The organism is Pseudomonadota bacterium, from assembly GCA_038533575.1.
GTDB lineage: Bacteria > Pseudomonadota > Alphaproteobacteria > Rhodobacterales > Rhodobacteraceae > Shimia_B.
Genome location: JBCAYL010000001.1, coordinates 1,821,202 through 1,837,461, shown reverse-complemented (window position 1 = coordinate 1,837,461; position 16,260 = coordinate 1,821,202). Strand labels below are relative to the sequence as shown.

General features: G+C 64.0%; 15 protein-coding genes. 5 read left to right on the top strand and 10 right to left on the bottom strand.

Annotation, left to right across the window (positions count from 1 at the left end):
* The first annotated feature begins 29 nt into the window (after positions 1-29).
* Together AAFM92_09360 and AAFM92_09355 are read left to right on the top strand one after the other, a co-directional pair.
* A complete protein-coding gene (locus AAFM92_09360; GenBank protein ID MEL7300576.1) occupies positions 30-608 on the top strand; it encodes a uracil-DNA glycosylase family protein in 579 nt (192 codons plus the stop codon).
* The gene (locus tag AAFM92_09355) at positions 605-1,408 is read left to right on the top strand and encodes an SseB family protein (GenBank protein ID MEL7300575.1); all 804 of its coding nucleotides are present in this window, start codon (positions 605-607) and stop codon (positions 1,406-1,408) included. The genes AAFM92_09360 and AAFM92_09355 overlap by 4 nt, the downstream gene beginning before the upstream one ends.
* Before the next feature lies 1 nt (position 1,409).
* Here AAFM92_09355 and AAFM92_09350 read toward each other — a convergent pair whose 3' ends face one another.
* Genes AAFM92_09350 through AAFM92_09325 form a run of 6 tightly spaced genes read right to left on the bottom strand, consistent with a single transcriptional unit; the run spans position 1,410 to position 7,948 of the window.
* A complete protein-coding gene (locus tag AAFM92_09350) occupies positions 1,410-2,342 on the bottom strand; it encodes a glyoxylate/hydroxypyruvate reductase A (protein MEL7300574.1) in 933 nt (310 codons plus the stop codon).
* Positions 2,339-3,478 (bottom strand): rod shape-determining protein RodA, encoded by a 1,140-nt coding sequence (rodA, locus tag AAFM92_09345; GenBank protein MEL7300573.1) that lies wholly within the window; start codon positions 3,476-3,478, stop codon positions 2,339-2,341. The genes AAFM92_09350 and rodA overlap by 4 nt, the downstream gene beginning before the upstream one ends.
* A complete protein-coding gene (gene mrdA, locus AAFM92_09340) occupies positions 3,475-5,421 on the bottom strand; it encodes a penicillin-binding protein 2 (GenBank protein ID MEL7300572.1) in 1,947 nt (648 codons plus the stop codon). The genes rodA and mrdA overlap by 4 nt, the downstream gene beginning before the upstream one ends.
* Positions 5,418-5,978, bottom strand: a complete 561-nt coding sequence (locus AAFM92_09335) for a rod shape-determining protein MreD (protein MEL7300571.1) — start codon at positions 5,976-5,978, stop codon at positions 5,418-5,420. Before AAFM92_09335 ends, mrdA begins: the two co-directional genes overlap by 4 nt.
* Positions 5,971-6,870 carry a rod shape-determining protein MreC gene (mreC, locus tag AAFM92_09330; GenBank protein MEL7300570.1) on the bottom strand — a complete coding sequence of 300 codons (900 nt, stop codon included), beginning with the start codon at positions 6,868-6,870 and terminating at the stop codon, positions 5,971-5,973. The genes AAFM92_09335 and mreC overlap by 8 nt, the downstream gene beginning before the upstream one ends.
* Before the next feature lie 40 nt (positions 6,871-6,910).
* A complete protein-coding gene (locus AAFM92_09325) occupies positions 6,911-7,948 on the bottom strand; it encodes a rod shape-determining protein (protein ID MEL7300569.1) in 1,038 nt (345 codons plus the stop codon).
* A gap of 186 nt (positions 7,949-8,134) precedes the next feature.
* On the opposite strand from AAFM92_09325, the gene AAFM92_09320 reads away from it, so the two are divergent.
* Positions 8,135-9,205, top strand: a complete 1,071-nt coding sequence (locus AAFM92_09320; protein MEL7300568.1) for a fatty acid desaturase — start codon at positions 8,135-8,137, stop codon at positions 9,203-9,205.
* A gap of 42 nt (positions 9,206-9,247) precedes the next feature.
* Here AAFM92_09320 and AAFM92_09315 read toward each other — a convergent pair whose 3' ends face one another.
* The 3 genes from AAFM92_09315 to AAFM92_09305 all read right to left on the bottom strand — a co-directional run bounded on the left by AAFM92_09315 (position 9,248) and on the right by AAFM92_09305 (position 12,106).
* Entirely contained in the window at positions 9,248-10,807 is a 1,560-nt protein-coding gene (locus AAFM92_09315) for a 2-isopropylmalate synthase (protein ID MEL7300567.1), read from the bottom strand.
* Between the two features lie 10 nt (positions 10,808-10,817).
* Entirely contained in the window at positions 10,818-11,174 is a 357-nt protein-coding gene (locus AAFM92_09310) for a cupin domain-containing protein (protein MEL7300566.1), read from the bottom strand.
* A gap of 173 nt (positions 11,175-11,347) precedes the next feature.
* Positions 11,348-12,106 carry a hypothetical protein gene (locus AAFM92_09305; protein MEL7300565.1) on the bottom strand — a complete coding sequence of 253 codons (759 nt, stop codon included), beginning with the start codon at positions 12,104-12,106 and terminating at the stop codon, positions 11,348-11,350.
* Positions 12,107-12,235: 129 nt separating this feature from the next.
* On the opposite strand from AAFM92_09305, the gene AAFM92_09300 reads away from it, so the two are divergent.
* Positions 12,236-12,895 (top strand): SDR family NAD(P)-dependent oxidoreductase, encoded by a 660-nt coding sequence (locus AAFM92_09300; protein MEL7300564.1) that lies wholly within the window; start codon positions 12,236-12,238, stop codon positions 12,893-12,895.
* Positions 12,896-12,927: 32 nt separating this feature from the next.
* On the opposite strand, the gene AAFM92_09295 is transcribed toward AAFM92_09300, so the two are convergent.
* A complete protein-coding gene (locus AAFM92_09295; protein ID MEL7300563.1) occupies positions 12,928-14,343 on the bottom strand; it encodes a 2-isopropylmalate synthase in 1,416 nt (471 codons plus the stop codon).
* A 244-nt stretch (positions 14,344-14,587) separates the two neighbouring features.
* Here AAFM92_09295 and AAFM92_09290 point away from each other — a divergent pair, with 244 nt between their 5' ends.
* Positions 14,588-16,246, top strand: a complete 1,659-nt coding sequence (locus AAFM92_09290) for an NAD+ synthase (GenBank protein ID MEL7300562.1) — start codon at positions 14,588-14,590, stop codon at positions 16,244-16,246.
* The last annotated feature ends 14 nt before the right edge of the window (positions 16,247-16,260 follow it).

Here is a 16,260-nt window from a genome sequence, read left to right as displayed (position 1 = left end):
TGCCGCAGGGAGCGGCACATACCCCCGGTATGGAAGACGTTGCCGCCGACATTCGGGTCTGCCGCCTCTGCGAAGATCGATTTGCGCAGACGGCCACGGGCCATGCGCCGCGCCCGGTGGCATGGTTCGCCCCGGGGGCCCGCATCCTAGTCGCAGGTCAGGCGCCGGGTCTTCGCGTGCACAAGTCCGGAAAACCCTTCACCGATCCGTCTGGAGATCGGCTGCGCGCGTGGATGGGCGTCGACGAGGCGACGTTCTACGACACGCGTCGCCTCGCGATCGTGCCGATGGCGTTCTGCTTTCCGGGATATGACGCGAAAGGCTCTGATCTTCCGCCCCCGATCTTGTGTGCAAAGACGTGGCGCGCCCGGGTCCTTTCCGTGCTGGGGCAGGTCGAGCTTACGCTGCTCGTTGGCGGCGCTGCGCAGGCATGGCATTTGGGCAAGGGAACCGTTGCGGACCGCGTGGCTCAATGGCGGCATCACGCGCCCGAGGTCTTTCCCCTGCCGCACCCCTCCTGGCGCAACAATGCGTGGCTGCGAGCGCGCCCCTGGTTCGAGAGCGAGCTTTTGCCCGCGCTGCGCCGCCGGGTGAAAGAGGTGCTATGACCAGTTCGACCGCAATCGATCCCACGCCCATCGACACTGCCTTCGCTGCCATGGAAGCAACGGGCAGTGACGCGGACCGCCTGCGCTTCTACGAGCGCGTGGCCGACGCGGAGCTCTTTCTCCTCGTGGAAGAAGAACCCGTGGGGGACGATGTAAAACCACAACTCTTTGACCTCGAGGAAGAGGGGCGCGTCGTCGTCGCCTTCGACCGAGCGGAGCGTTTGGCGGCCTTCGTGGGTGGCCCTTCGCCCTTCGTGGCACTGTCCGGCCGCGCGCTTGTCCGGCTGCTGGCTGAAGAGAAGCTGGGACTTGGCCTCAATCTCGAGGTCGCGCCATCTTCCTATCTGCTGCCCGCCGGTGCCGTCGCCTGGCTGGCAGAGACCCTCACGCATGCACCGGATGCGGCGGAACTGAAGGTGGACCAGGTCACGGCGCCGGGAGAGCTTCCAGAGCGGCTTTTGACCGCGCTCGACGCCAAGCTCGCGCTCATGGGCGCGGCCGCGGAGACAGCCTTCCTCGCCATGGCGACCTACGAAGATGGCAGTCGGGGGCATATCTTGGCCTTCGTGGACGCCGCACCGGGCGCCGAGGGCGCACTGAGCCAAGCAGCCAGCGAAGCATTGACGTTTTCGGGACTGGAAGCCGGGCAACTGGACGTGACCTTCATCCGCGCGACAGATGCCGTCGCAGGCCAGCTCGCGCGAGTGGCACTTCGCTTTGATCTGCCGAAGACGCGGGCTGAAACCGTGGCCCCCGAGGCTCCCGGCACGGATCCGGAAAAGCCACCGAAGCTGCGCTAGCTCAATAGCCTGCCTGCCTGTCCACCACGTCAAGCATGGGAGCGCCCGCCTCGTTGAGCCGGATATTCTCCACGATCCGCTGTGACGCTAGGTCTGGCCTCGTGGTCGAGGCGATATGCGGTGTCACCGTCACTCGGGGGTGGGTCCAATATGGATAGTCCTCGGGTAGGGGCTCCTTGCGGAACACGTCCAGCGTCGCGTGACCCACGTGACCGCGATCAAGGGCATCAATCAGTGCCTCATCGTCGATGAGCTCCCCTCGACCGGGATTGATGATCATCGCCCCCTTCGGAAGGAGTGAGAGCGTCTCGGGGTTGAGGGTGTTCTCCGTCTCAGGCGTGCGTGGCATAAGCAGGACGAGGATTTCGGAGTGCTCCAGAACCTCCTTGAGGCCATCGGGCCCGAACCGCGTCTGCACTGCGCTCATGGTCTTCGGTCGTCGGCTCCAGCCCCAGACCTCAAACCCCATGACCGCGAGCCGTTCCGCGCAAGCGCCGCCAAGGGCGCCAAGCCCGAGCAGGCCCACCTTTCTATGGCGTGCCAGGGGCGGCGGCGTGTCGTTCCAGACGCGCGCCGGATTGACCACATGCGCGTCGAGACCAACGTGATAGCGCAGGACATGGGCCGTCACATAGTCGACCATGCCCTCCGACATGCCCTCATCCGTCATGCGGGCGAGGGGCACCTTCAGTGTCGGGTTTCCGACCACTCCTTCGACGCCGGCCCATAGGTTGAGCACTGCTTTCAGCCGCGTGAAGGGCGAGAAGTCCTGCACGGGGGAGTTCGGAGCGTAGATGATGTAATCCACATCCTCCGGAGGCATGTCGGGCGCGAGGCGGGCTTCGATGCCCGCAGCCTTGAGAGCCGCTGTCAAAGGCGCATCATAGGCTTCCCACTTTTCCGATCTCGCGGCGAAGAGGACGCCGAGCATCAGCGGGGCCGGTGCACGTGGGCCGATTGAACGAGGCCAAACGCGCAAAGTAGGACGAGCATCGCGGACCCGCCGTAGCTGACGAGCGGCAGTGGCACGCCCACCACGGGCGCAAGCCCCATCACCATCGCCATATTAACGGCGAAGAAGAAGAAGAATGTCGCAGCGATCCCGAACGTGAGCAGCGAGGCGAAGCGATCCTTCATGGTCAAGGCCGAGGCGATACAGAACCCGATGACAAGCGCGTAGAGCACAAGCAGGGAAAATGCGCCGAGGAAGCCGAATTCCTCCGCCAAGGTCGTGAAGATGAAATCGGTGTGCTTCTCGGGCAGGAAGTTCAGACGCGACTGCGTGCCTTCCATGAAGCCGCGACCGGTCCAGCCGCCGCTTCCCAGCGCGATCTTCGCCTGCGTGATGTGGTAGCCCGCGCCCAGGGGATCCTTGGAGGGATCGAGAAACGTATCGATCCGCCGGTATTGATAGTCTTGCAGGAGCTGCCAGTCTGTCCCGCGGGATTGGAACACAGCGAAAATCAGACCGACTGCACCGCTGATCACCGTCGCAAAGTAGGCCCAGTGTACCCCGGCGATGAACATGATCGTCCCGCCCCCGGCCATGAGCAGGATCGATGTTCCGAGGTCGGGCTGACGAAGGACAAGAAAGACCGGCAAGAGGATCAGTGCCACGGGCAGGATGACCCAGAGTGGCCGCGAGGTTTTCTCGATCGGAAGCCAGTCATAGTACGCCGCCAGAAACATCACGAGTGTGATCTTCATGAGTTCGGACGGCTGCAAACGCATGAAGCCAAGGTCGATCCATCGCTGCGCGCCCATACCGGTCACACCGGCGACTTCCACGACCACGAGGAGGACCAGGGAGAGGAGATAGGCGAGCGCGGACATGTTGCGCCAGAACCAGATCGGAACCATGGCAATGATGAACATCCCCACCATTCCCATGGCAAAGCGCTGCATCTGAGGCTCTGCCCAGCGGCTCAGGGAGCCGCCCGCGACGGAATAGAGCATCAGGAAGCCGACGCTCGCGATGGCGGTGACGAGCAGGATGATCGGCCAATTGAGTGCAAGCACTTTCCTGAGGCCGGACGGTACCGTCTGAAGGCGATACTCGAGATAGCTCATGCCTGCTCCCTCGGCGGCAGGCGGTCTTCCACCCCGTCCCAGAGCTCCAGCTCTTCCTGCTGCGTCGTGATACGCTCACGGTCTTTTGCCGGGTACGCCTCCACGGGCGGCGTCCCGTCGTAGAGGGCCTGCAGCATGATATCGCGCGCCAGAGGCGCCGCGGCGCGGGATCCCGAACCACCGTGCTCCACCACGACGGCCACCGCGAAACGCGGGTTTTCGTAGGGTGCGAAGCTCACGTAGAGGGCGTGATCTCGATGCTCCCAGATCCTGTCTTCATTCTTGGTGATGCCGCGCGCCCGCTCTTCCGGCGAGATCCGCTTGACCTGTGTCGTCCCGGTCTTGCCCGCCATGCGGAAATCCTCGGCGATGATCCGGGAGCCATAGGCGGTCCCTTTTCTATCGTTGGCGACCTCGTACATCGCCTTGCGGATCGCGGTGAGCGCGGTGACGCTCACGTCCAGCGGCTCTCCCGCGCCTGAGGGCTCTGCGATGCCGTTTCTAGACGCGATGAGGCGCGGCGTGACCGCGCGCCCGGTGGCGATGCGTGCCGTCATGATCGCAAGCTGCAGCGGCGAAGCGAGAACGTAGCCCTGCCCGATGGACGCATTGACGGTGTCGCCCACGCGCCATTCGGCATCGCGAACCCGCCGCTTCCACTCCTTGTCTGGCGCGAGACCTTCGGCCACGGCCGACATGGGGATGTCGTGGCGCACGCCGATGCCAAAAGTGCGGGCCATCTCGGCCATCTTGTCGATGCCCACGCGCTGGGCTATGTCGTAGTAGTAGAGGTCGCAGCTTTCGCGCAGGCTCTTCATGAGGTCGACGCGTCCGTGGCCGCCGCGCTTCCAACAGTGGAAGCGTTGGCCGCCCACCTTTGTCGCCCCTCCGCAGAAAACGGTCTCGCTCTGGCCGACGACGCCCGCTTCAAGGGCGGCGAGTGCAGTGATCATCTTGAAAGTGGAGCCGGGCGGGTAGGTGCCTTGCACGGACTTGTTTGCGAGCGGACGGTACTTGTTCTCGGTGAGGGCCGAGTAATCCGAGACCGAGATCCCGCGCACGAAGAGGTTCGGGTCGAAGGCCGGGGCGGACCCAATGGCCAAGAGATCGCCCTTCTCGCAATCGATGACGACGGCGGACGCGGACTCGTTTCCGAGGCGCGCCTGCACGTAGTTCTGAAGGCGACTGTCGATGGTGAGTTGGATGTCAGCACCGGGTGTGCCTTCCTCTCGCTCAAGCTCGCGCATGATCCGGCCGGCCGCATTCACCTCGATGCGCCGCGCGCCCGCGCGCCCGCGGAGCTCACGCTCCAACTTGTTCTCCACGCCCGTCTTGCCGATCTGGAATTTCGGGATCTGAAGCAGAGGATCCTGATCATCAATGCGCGCGAGGTCGAAATCCGAGACAGGTCCAACGTAGCCAAGGACATGCGCGAGATCCGCGCCCCGCGGATAGTGCCGCGAAAGGCCGAAGTCCGCGTGGATGCCGGGAAGGCGTGGCATGTTGGCCGAGACACGGGCCACGGCTTCCCAACTCAGGCGGTCCGCGATCGTGACGGGGACGAAGGGCGGGCGCTCGAAAATATCCTCGCGTGCGCGTGCAACCTCATCGGGGCCGAGCTCGATGAGGCGCGCGACCTCGCCGAGGACAATGTCTACGTCGCCGGCGTCCTCGCGCGTGATGACGATGCGATAGTTCTGCTCATTCTCGGCGAGGATGCGCCCGTTGCGATCGAAGACCATGCCCCGCGCTGGTGGGAGGAGGCGCATGTTGATGCGGTTTTCCTCCGCCAGAAGGCGAAACTGATCGGCTTGCTCGACCTGCAACTGCCGCATGCGCCAGCCAAGCACGCCCATCAGAGCAAGCTGCGCTCCGCCGAAGACGAGCCCGCGCCGCGAGATGCGGCGGTGTGAAATCTCGATGTCCTTGGGTGAGGCTTTCACAGTTTCCTCCCAAGACTGTCGGTCTGACCGGGCTGCGCCTTGGTCACTCCGAACACGGCGACGGAAATGCCGGTCATGAGCGGGTAGGCAAGGAGGGTGAGAAGCATCTGCAGGACGAAGAGTGGGACGGAAATCTCGTAAGGCACGAGAAGCATCCACAGCGCCAGAAAACAAACCGTGAAGACGCCAAGAATGACGGTCACGATCCCCCACTCGGCCGCGAAAATCATGTCGCGCAAGTCATGGGAGCGCGCGCGTAGGGCTTCCGTCGCCAGAAGAGCTGTGGCGGCCCAAAGGCCGGGTGGTCTTTGAAGCAAAAGGTCGGCGATAAAGAAAACGAGGGCGACCAAGCCCACAGGCGCATAGGCCGGGCGCCGGGCAACCCAGACGAGTGCGAGCGCGAAGAGAAGATCCGGTCCGACCCAGCCGATCGGCGCGAGCCCCAAGGGCAGGAGCTGGACCACAAGAATGAGAAGCGACACCGCGACGAACGCCGCTCGCATGAGCCACAGATGACCTCCGCTCACCGGAGCCGTTGAGACTGCCTGACTAGCCATCGGCAGGCTCCTCGATCAGAGCCGCTTGGGGGAGCGGAGGAGCAATGAGCTCGCCCGGATCGGTGATGGCATCAAGCTCGCGCGATCGGATCACACGCAGAAACTCGAGCCGCTCGTAATCCGCCACAAGCCCCACGCGCAGGCGTCGATCAGAGGTCTGCACGACCTCCCCGACGAGAAGGCCCGCCGGAAAGACATCACCGTCGCCAGAGGAAAACACGCGATCCCCCGGGCGCAGCGCGTCCACGTTCTCGATGAGCTCGAGGAGTGGTCGCGCCGTATTTTCCCCGGCAAGGATCGCCCGCACGCCCGATGGCTGGATCGTGACCGGCACGCGAGAGGATGCATCCGTGAGCAGGATCACCCGGCTCGTCGTGGACCCGACACCGGAGATCCGGCCAACGAGCCCGAGACCGTCCATCGTGGCCCAGCCGTCCCTGATGCCGTCGCGCGCTCCGACGTTGATGAGCACAGACTGCCGGAAGGGCGATCCGCTGTCGGCCATGACAACGCCGGTCACATGCGTGAACTTGGGATCGAGCCGCACCTTGTTGAGATCGAGAAGCCGTGCATTCTCCTGCTCGAGCTGCAGCGCCGCTTCTCTCCAGGCGCGCATCTGTTGAAGCTCGCGCTTCAACTCCTGGTTCTGATCGAAGATGCGCTGATAGGAGCGGAAATCTGACGCGAGATGCGCAAGGCCCGTGGCAGGCGCCATAGCCCAGTCAAGCGAGGGCACGAGGGTATCGGTGACCTGTACCCGCAGCTTTTCCACGCGCGGGCTGTCGACCCGCCAAAGGATGAAGACCGCGGTGAGCAGAAGGCACAGGACAGCTGTCACCAGCCGCCGCACCGGCCGGGCGAAATCCTCTGCGCTGTGACGTTCCTTGGCCAAAGCGATCTCCGCTCAGGGTCCGTCTGCCTGTATTGTCAGCTCAGCTGTCGTAATCGATGACGTGCAAGAGCTGCTTTTCGTATTCGAGTGTCTTGCCTGTGCCGATCGCCACGCAATTCAGGCTCTCGTCGGCAACACTTACCGCCAACCCTGTCTGTTCTCGCAGGGCCAGGTCAAGCTCTCCGAGAAGAGCGCCGCCACCCGTGAGCATCACGCCACGGTCCACGATGTCGGCGGCGAGGTCTGGCGGCGTGGCTTCGAGCGCTGTCATCACCGCCTCGCAGATCTGCTGGACGGGCTCGGAAAGCGCTTCTGCGACCATCGCCTGGGTGATCTCTGCCTCTTTCGGGACGCCATTCAGGAGGTCGCGACCTCGGATCGGCATGGACGACCCGCGGCCATCATCCGGCATGCGTGCCGTGCCCAGCGAGGTCTTGATGCGTTCAGCGGTGGCCTCGCCGATGAGAAGGTTATGCTGGCGTCTGAGATAGGAGATGATGGCCTCATCCATCCGGTCTCCACCCACGCGAACGGAGCGTGCATAGACGATGTCGGCCAGGGCAAGCACTGCTACTTCCGTGGTTCCGCCGCCGATGTCGACGACCATGGAGCCGGTCGGGTCGGTGATCGGCATGCCCGCGCCGATGGCTGCGGCGATGGGTTCGGCGATGAGCCCCGCGCGGCGCGCACCGGCCGAGAGCACCGATTGGCGGATCGCCCGTTTCTCAACGGGGGTCGCGCCGTGGGGCACGCATACGATGATCTTGGGCTTCGTGAACGTCGTCCGGCGGTGCACCTTGCGGATGAAGTGCTTGATCATCTCTTCGGCGACGTCGAAATCCGCGATCACGCCGTCGCGCATAGGCCGGATGGCCTGGATCGAGCCCGGCGTGCGGCCAAGCATGAGCTTGGCATCCTCGCCGAACGCCAGCGGCTTCTTCACACCGTCCTTGACCTGATACGCCACAACCGATGGCTCGTTCAGAATGACGCCCTTGCCCTTGACGTAAACAAGTGTGTTCGCCGTTCCGAGGTCGATGGCCATGTCTGCCGAAAAGAGGCTGCCGAACCCTGCCATAAATGCTGATCCCCAATGTTTTTGCGTCGCGACTCCCCAAGTCACGCGTTGCGCGCTTATAGGGCTCGCCCGGCAAAGGTAAAAGGGTCACGTTCATTGACTGCGGCACTCTGAGCAAGCCCGCGCGCATGGTTAAGGACACTTCGTTGGAATTGACTTAACGGCGACGTGGCGTAGCGTTTGGCCATGCTTGATGATTACGCGCTCACACAACGGTCCTCCGAGGCGGCGGAAGCGGCGGGGCTCAAGTCACCGCGATGGTATCGCACGAAAGTGGATCCCAAGCGTCTTCAGCCACTCACCCGGAAATCCGATCTGCGCGCCGGGCGGGATGCCGCGCTGTGGCTCGGGCTCATGGGGGTCTTTGCGGGTGCCGCGATCTGGCTGATGCCCTCCTGGTGGTCCGTTCCATTCTGGCTGGCCTACGGCGTGCTCTATGGCTCAGGCTCGGATGCGCGCTGGCACGAATGCGGGCATCGGACCGCCTTCAAGACCGCATGGATGAACCAGGTTATCTACCATATCGCGAGCTTCATGCTGATCCGGAACCCGGTCGTTTGGCGATACTCTCACGTCCGTCACCATACCGATACGATCGTCGTGGGCCGTGACCCGGAGATCCAGCAGATGCGCCCTCCCGATCTCGGCAGGCTTCTCCTGAACCTCGTCGGGCTGCCTTACCTCGTGGATCACGTAAAGCGGCTCATCCTGCATGCGTCGGGACGCCTGCACCCCGAGGAGGAGACCTACGTGAAGCCCGAAGAGCGTGCGGCGGTGGCCGGTGTCGCGCGGATTTGGATCGCGATCTTTTTGGGGGCAGGGCTCTCGGCCTTGCTCCTGCAGAGCTGGATACCGCTGCTTCTCATCGGCGGGCCGCGCATCTACGGCGCATGGCACATGGTGATGACGGGGACGCTGCAGCATCTGGGGCTCGCGGAGAACGTCACCGACCATCGGCTCAACACACGCACTGTCATGATGAACCCGGTCAATCGCTTTCTCTATCTCAACATGAACTACCACCTCGAGCACCACATGTTCACCATGGTGCCCTACTACCACCTGCCCGCGCTGCATGAGCTCGTGAAGCACGACCATCCGGCGCCGGACCCATCAATCTGGGCGGCCTATCGTCGCCTTCTGCCGGTCCTGTGGCGGCAACTCCGATACAAGGACGCGGTCATCGTCCCGGAATTGCCGCCGAGCGCGCAGCCCTATCGCCCGGAGGTCGAGAAACTGCGCCCTCACGCGGTGTAAGGACAGGCCCTCAGGCCCTTCGACGGCCCTTTGCCGCGTCTGTCAGCCGGCGTCCTTGTAGCTCACCATCTTGATGTCCGAGCCCTCGCGCTCGCGGCGGGCGATCAGGCGATTGAGGGCGTTCACATAGGCCTTTGCGGAGGCCACCACGGTATCGGTATCCGCTGACTGCCCCGTGGCGACACGACCCTCGTCGTCGATCATGCGCACGCTCACGGTGGCCTGGGCGTCCGTACCCTGGGTCACCGCATGCACTTGATAAAGGTCGAGCCGCGCGCCGTGGGAAAAGAGCTCCTTGACGGCATTGAAGGTCGCGTCCACGGGTCCGTCCCCGGTGGCCTGCGCCGTCCGTTCCGTGCGTTCGATGGTCATGACGAGGTCTGCCGTCTGCGGGCCTTCCGTGCCGCAGACCACCTTGAGCGACTTGATCTGCATGTGCTCGTTCTGGTCCTCTGCGAGCTCGTCCTTCATGAGCGCGATGAGGTCGTCGTCCTCCACCTCCTTCTTGCGGTCGGCAAGATCCTTGAAGCGCACGAAGAGATCAGCGAGCTGATTGGCCTCCATCGGGTAGCCCAGCTTTTCCATCTTGTCGCGGAGAGCCGCGCGCCCCGAATGCTTGCCGAGGGGCAAGGACGTTCCCGACAAGCCGATGTCCTCGGGACGCATGATCTCGAAATTCTCGCGATTTTTCAGCATCCCGTCCTGGTGGATACCGCTCTCATGGGCGAAGGCGTTCTTGCCCACGATGGCCTTGTTGAACTGGACCGGGAAGCCCGCCGCCGAGGCGACGCGTCGGCTCACCGCCATGATCTTGGTGGCATCCACCCCAGTGTGGAAGGGCATGATATCGGCGCGCGTGCGCAGCGCCATCACCACTTCCTCCAAGGCCGTGTTACCCGCACGTTCGCCCAAGCCGTTGATCGTGCATTCGATCTGCCGCGCGCCCCCTTCGACTGCGGCGAGGCTGTTGGCTGTCGCCATGCCCAGGTCGTTGTGACAATGGGTTGCGAAGATGACGTCCGGCCCGCCCTCGCATTCGGCGATGAGGCGGCGGATCAAATCTGCACTCTCCACCGGGGCCGTATAGCCCACCGTGTCGGGTATGTTGATGGTCGTGGCGCCGGCCTTGATGGCAATTTCCACCACGCGTTTGAGATAGTCCCATTCCGTGCGCGTCGCGTCCATCGGCGACCACTGGACGTTGTCGCAGAGATTTCGCGCATGGGTGACCGTTTCGTGGATCCGCTCGGCCATCTCGTCCATCGTGAGGTTCGGGATCGCGCGATGGAGAGGGGACGTGCCGATAAAGGTATGAATGCGCGGGGATTTCGCGTGTTTCACGGCCTCCCAACAGCGATCGATGTCCTTGTGGTTCGCGCGTGCCAGGCCACAGATCGTGGCCTTCTTGCTGCGCTCGGCAATCTCGCTCACCGCGGCGAAATCGCCCTCTGAGGCGATGGGAAAGCCCGCCTCGATGATGTCCACGCCCATCTCGTCGAGCATCTCTGCGATCTCGAGCTTTTCATCGTGGGTCATGGTGGCGCCGGGGGATTGCTCTCCGTCGCGCAGGGTGGTGTCGAATATGACTACTCTGTCGGTCATGTCGGTCGTCCTAGATGTGGTCCTTCGGCGCGGGCGGCGCGCCGCTGTCGCCGGTATTGGCTTCGCCTTTCGGCTCGATCAGCAAGACCTTCACTTCGTTCACCGCCCGAGGGCGGTGCACCACGCCCGCGGGCACGACGATCAGCTCGCCGGCACCCACGCGAACGGGCGGACCATCCTCGCGATCCATCTCCATCTCGCCTTCGAGCACGAGGAAGAAATCATCCGTGTCGTCATGCTTGTGAAACGGGAACGCGCCCTTGAACTTCACGACCATGACGTCGTTGCCGTTGTATCCGGCAACCACCTTGGGATCCCAATGGGTGTCGAAAAGCGCGAGCTTCTCTGCGAGGTCAATGGCTTTCATCGGTGTGGTCTTTTGCTGGGGTCTTCTTGGCCGGCGCTGGTCTCTCCTGAGCGGTCGCGCCGAATGGCACGCTCAGGAGCGGCTAAGGAGAAGGCCCAGAAGGGCGGCGCTATGCGTCGCGATCAGCATAGGGTGCACCATACACTCGCGGAGCGACGTGTGAAGGGGGTTTCTCAGAAGAGCGCGCAGGCGTCTGAGGTGGCGTTCGGAGCGTCTTCGCGCAGTGTCGGCACGTAGTCGAAGGTTGCAAGTGCCCCGCCGTCGTCAAAGCCGATCCACATCGTTCCGGTATCGGCCTGGATCGCGATGCCTTCGGGGTCGCGGCCCCACTCCGCGAGGGAATGCCGGGCAAGGAAGGTCCCGTCAGGCGCGAATTCGAAGAGGCTGTTGGAGCCTTCCTGGTCGTCCACGACGTAAAGAGCACCCGTGCGCCGGTCGAATGCGATGCCTTGCGGCTCCACCATGGGAGGGGACATCTCGAACCCTTCGATGGCCCAGAGTTCCTCGCCCGATGCGTCTATCTCCCAGACGCGCGCATCCGCATCCTGGGTGATGACGAGCCCGCTGCCTGGGCGCGCCATGATCCCCTCGACGTCCCAGATCGCGCCCGGGATGCGATAGGGCTCTCGTAGCTGTTCTCCGTCCTTGCTCAGGAGTTCGAAGCGGCCTGTGCCGTCGGAGACGAGAAGACCCTCTGTCGTCACGGTGAGCGATTTGGCGGTGAAGAGAGCGGTCTCGAAGCCCCGCGTGATCTCTCCAGAGGGCCCCATGAACGCCACCTCGCGCCCCTCATTGGCGATCCAGACGCCGCAGAGGAGGGGATCGAATTCAAGCGAGGACGGACCACGGAGCGAGATCGTCTCGCGATGCGTCAGCTCGAGCGCCGCGGCGGAAAGCGGCAGGGCAAGAAAGAGCATGGCGAGGCAACGCATGGGGAAGAAGTGGCCCACGGCCCAAACAGGGCAAGTGATTTCCCGGACAAGCCGTCTCTTCTTTGTGCCCCGTATCTCGGGGAGCTCGAGGGGCTGGCCCCTCGACCTTGGCAGGCTATGTGCGCCGCCATGGAAAAAGCACTGGTACTCGGCGCCTCAGGCGGAATTGGAAAAGCGCTGTCCGCGGAACTCGAGGGGCGCGGGCTTCGCGTCACAAGGCTCTCCCGCAGCGAAGACGGTTTCGATGTGACCAACCCTGACGCCGTGGACGCAGCTCTCGGCGGGCTCGGCGCGTTCGACATCGTCATGGTGGCCACGGGCAAGCTCGATGGCGCGGGGCAGGGGCCCGAGAAATCGCTCAAGGCGTTGACGGCTGAGGCGATGGAGGACCAATTCCGCACGAACACGATCGGGCCAGCGCTTATCCTACGGCATCTTCCACAGCTTCTCCCGCGGGAAGGGGCTGCCTTCTGCGGGGTGCTTTCTGCGCGCGTCGGCTCCATCGGGGACAACAAGCTGGGTGGCTGGTATTCGTATCGGGCGGCGAAGGCCGCTTTGAACCAGATCATCCACGGCGCGGCCGTGGAACTCGGCAGGACGCACAAGGAGGCGCGGCTCGTGGCGCTTCATCCCGGCACGGTTGCGACCTCATTCACCGAAGGCTTCAGTGGCCATGACAAGCTGTCTCCGGACGAGAGCGCGCGCCACCTTGTAGACGTTCTCCTCAAGCGAACGCCGGCAGAGAGCGGTACTTTCTATGATTGGAAAGGAGAGGCTGTCCCCTGGTAGTGCCCGCCAGCGGTGACAGTCACCTGTGACCGTCAGCCGTCCGTCGGTTCGGCCGCATCCTCGGGCTCATCGGCCTCGATGATAATCTCGCGTGCCTCGCTGAGTGCGCCGTCTTCCCAGGTGCCGCTGGCCGAGTCTCCGTTCGCGTAGCGCATCGTGCCCTCGCCTTGCCGGCGACCGTTTCGGAAGGTCCCCTCGTACACGTCGCCATTGGCGTAGGTGGCGACACCCTCACCGTCGATCTCCCCACGCGCCCAGGCCCCTTCGTAGCGGAAGCCGTCCGGCATGACGATGCTGCCCTGCCCATGACGTTGCCCAGCGAGGAAGCTGCCTTCATAGACGGTGCCGTCAGCGTAGGTGGCGGTCCCTTCGCCCTCGCGTTGCCCCTCAATCCATGCGCCCTCGTACCGATAGCCATCAGCATACGTCATGACGCCCTCGCCGTGATTGAGCGCATTGCGGAAGCCGCCTTCGTAGACCACGCCATTGGCATAGGTCGCGATGCCCTGGCCCTCGATGACGCCGTCCACCCACGCTCCCTCGTAGGAGGAGCCGTCCGGATAGACGATCTTGCCGAAGCCGTTGGCGACATCGTTGGCGAACTCACCGGTGTAAACGGATCCGTCGGGGTAGGTGACCTCGCCGACCCCCTCGACACGACCGTCGATCCAGCTGCCGACATAGATATAGCCATCCGTACCGCGGAAGGTGCCTTGCCCATGGCGGAGGTCATTGGCGAACGCGCCTTCGTAGGTGTCCCCGTTGGCATAGGTCACGCGGCCTTGCCCCTCGCGCCGACCGGCGGAGAGGGTGCCCTCGTAGACGTCGCCGTTGGGCTGCGTGAGGCGGCCGGTGCCGTTGATCTCTCCGTTTTCCCACAGGCCCTCGTAAATGAGGCCATCGGGCATCGTGAGCTTGCCGACCCCGTCGCGCACCCCGCGAAGCATGTCCCCTTCGTAGATCGCGCCGTCCGGGTAGGTGATGCGGCCTTCGCCTTCCTTGACGCCGTTCACCCAGTTTCCGACGTAGACGTAGCCCTCGGGCGTCGTCATCGTCCCGTCGCCGTGGTGCATGGCCTCGCGAAACCCGCCCTCGTAGCGGACGCCATTCGCGTAGATCGCGGTCCCTGCACCGGTGATCTTGCCGTCGGTCCATGTTCCCTCGTAGGTCCCGCCATCGGCAAAGGTGATGCGTCCCTCACCGCTGGGTTTGCCACGGGCGAACTCTCCCACGTAGACGGAACCATTCGGGAAGCGCGCCGTGCCTTGCCCGCGGATTTCTCCGTCCACCCATTCGCCGGTATATTCGTACCCGCTCGGAAGCCGGTAGGTGCCTTGGCCATGTTGCAGACCGTTGCGGAACTCACCTTCGTAGACGCCGCCATCATCGAATTGCTTCGTTGCAGTGGCTTGCGCGTACGCCGCGCCTGTTGAAAGGCTCAGCGCCATCGCGCCCGCTGCGAACCAGGCAAACTGCATAGTTATGACCCCACTCCTCGGCCCACGATGTCCGCAGCTGGCGCGCGGCCCCTGCGGCCCTTGTGGGCGACGTGCGACCAAACGCTAAATGAGGTGGGCTGCGCAGACAACACCCATATCTCTATCGTGAACATGGCGCGCGGGCTTCCGCAGGATCGCGTCGCACGATAGGCACGGCGCGCGAGCTGCGGACCACCCCGCAAAGGAGGCATCTATGCCACGCACATTCCGCCTGACGCTGGCGCAGCTGAACCCCACGGTCGGGGATCTGAAGGGCAACGCGAAAAAGGCCCGGGACGCCTGGGCAGAGGCCAAGGCCGCCGGAGCGGACATGCTCGCCCTGCCAGAGATGTTCATCACCGGATATCAGACCCAAGATCTCATCATGAAGCCCGCTTTCGCTGCGGCGGCCCTGGCGGAAATCGACGCACTCGCCGCGGTCTGCGCGGATGGGCCGGCGATCGGGATCGGCGGGCCGGTCCGGCAAGGCGGATTGCTCTACAACGGATATTTCATCCTCGAGGGCGGCCAGATCGCACATCGCGTGCTCAAACGAGAGCGCCCGAATGACGGCATCTTCGACGAGGTGAGGCTCTATGCCCCGGGTCCCGTGCAGGGGCCCTACGAGGTGAATGGCATCCGCATCGGCACGCCCATCTGCGAGGATGCATGGCACCCGGAAGTGTCGGAGGCGTTGGCCGAAACCGGGGCGGAGCTCCTGATCGTGCCGAACGGGTCACCCTATCACAGGGAGAAATTCGACGTGCGCCTGAACCACATGGTGGCGCGCGTGTCGGAGACGGGCCTGCCTGTTGTCTATCTCAACATGGTCGGCGCCCAGGATGACCAGTGCTTTGACGGCGGGTCCTTCGCGCTCAACGCCGGCGGTGCCTTGGCTGCGCGGATGCCGGTCTTTGACGAGGCCATCGAGACCATTGAGTTCACGCAGACGAACACGGGCTGGGTGATCGCCGACGGTCCGCGGGCACCGCATCCCGATGCGTGGGAGCAGGATTACCGCGTCATGGTGGAGACGCTCCGCGACTATCTCGGCAAGACAGGCTTTTCGAAGGTGCTGCTCGGTCTCTCGGGCGGCGTGGACAGCGCGATCGTGGCCACCATCGCAGTCGATGCGCTTGGCGCGGAGAATGTGCGCTGCGTGATGCTGCCGTCCGAATATACGTCCGGCGGGTCGCTTTCAGACGCCGAGGACATCGCAAAGCGGCTCGGCGTGCATTACGACACGGTGCCCATCTCGGGCCCGCGCGCGGCGGTGACGGAAACGCTCGCGCCGATCTTCAATGGTCGTGACGCGGATGTCACCGAGGAGAACATCCAGTCCCGGCTCCGCGGGCTTCTGCTCATGGCGATGTCGAACAAGTTCGGGGAGATGCTGCTGACGACCGGCAACAAGTCCGAGGTCGCGGTGGGCTATGCCACGATCTACGGCGACATGTCGGGCGGCTACAATCCGATCAAGGACCTCTACAAGACACGGGTCTTCGAACAGTGCCGGTGGCGAAACGCAAATCACAGGGACTGGATGAAAGGCCCCGAGGGCGAGGTGATCCCCGTTTCGATCATCGACAAGCCGCCTTCGGCGGAGCTGCGTGCCGACCAAAAGGACGAGGACAGCTTGCCGCCCTACGACGTCCTCGATGGGATCCTCACCTTGCTGGTGGACGAGGAGGCGAGCGTCTCGGATTGCGTGGCCGTGGGATACGATCGTGAAACCGTCAAGAAGATCGAGCACTTGCTTTACATCTCCGAGTACAAGCGCTTCCAGTCGGCCCCCGGGGCGCGTCTCACGCACCGCGCCTTCTGGCTGGATCGTCGCTACCCGATCGTGAGCCGCTGGCGCGACCCGAGCTGAGGGTGCGCACGCCG